The organism is Paenibacillus sp. GXUN7292 (genome assembly GCF_050864975.1).
Lineage (GTDB): Bacteria > Bacillota > Bacilli > Paenibacillales > Paenibacillaceae > Pristimantibacillus.
In genome coordinates, this window is the sequence record NZ_JBOZWO010000100.1 from 1 (window position 1) to 1,066 (window position 1,066).

The following is a 1,066-nucleotide window of genomic DNA, read 5'->3' on the forward strand; positions in this document are numbered from 1 at the left end:
AAATCGCCTGCACACCCCAGCAGACAAGCTAGCGTAATCGTGCCTAGGCCGTGCACACTGCGGAGTTGTTCAATGAAAGGGACTTGCTCCAAGAGGGCTTCAACCTCTAGTTGCATCTCGCTCAGTACGCGTTGCGTCTCTTCGTAAAATTGTAGCAGTCGCAGGATGTCTTGACGCGCGGCATCATTGGTGCCCGACTTCCCGATACTACGTGCCGCAGCAGCTAGAAGCTGAGCCGCTTTTGCTCTACCACTAGCACCAGCTACACGCCGCATCCCTTGTTCACGCCAACCTTCTAATACGCTGTCCACATCCAGTTGCTGCAAATCGTCAGGCAACGCAAAGGCCTTTAGCGTGGCGAGAGAACGAACACCATTCCATTCAGAAAAGACGCTTCGAAACTCTGGGAAGTACAGATCAATCCAACGCACAATGCGGTTGCCTAGACTGATGGACTGCCCAGACCAATATTCGCGCGAGCTCATGACAGCTTTAATTCGCTCAAATACAGGCGCTTGCGGCGCATAATCGGTGTAGTAGCCGCGACTGACCACATCGGCGATCACAAGTGCATCTTTTGGATCGTTCTTTGATGGGCTATTATCGCGGTTTTCCTTGTTGCGATGTGTGGTCACCGGGTTCACTAACACCACTTCGAGATCCTGCTCCAGCAGCCAGTCTGCAAGGTTGTGCCAGTAATGGCCCGTAGGCTCCATACCAATAAGGAACGAGGATTTATTATGAGAGGAGCCTACTTCATGCATCCATTTAACCAGCTTCTCAAATCCTTCTCGCGTGTTCGTAAAACTAAGATGGCGACGTACCAATTCCCGCCCGCGAAAATCTATCATTTGAGCCGCGTGTACGTCTTTGGCAATATCGATCCCGACTACAGCATGTTGATTGGTAATTCGTTCAATCCGTTGATTTATTGCAGCTTTTCCTGTAAACTTCATAATAAGCGCCTCCTGATAGGTTTTTAGGGCATCCGACCCGTCACACCCTATCATACGAGGCGCCCCTTTTTTTGTCCAAGTCTAAAACTTAGCACCTACAGGAATGTTTA

The 1,066-nt window shown here is 50.1% G+C and carries 1 protein-coding gene; it reads right to left on the reverse strand.

The annotated features are described in order from the left end of the window. On the reverse strand, positions 1-956 hold a 956-nt coding region (locus ACRRU2_RS28520; RefSeq protein WP_432506829.1), incomplete at its 3' end, for an IS110 family transposase. Between the last annotated feature and the right edge of the window lie 110 nt (positions 957-1,066).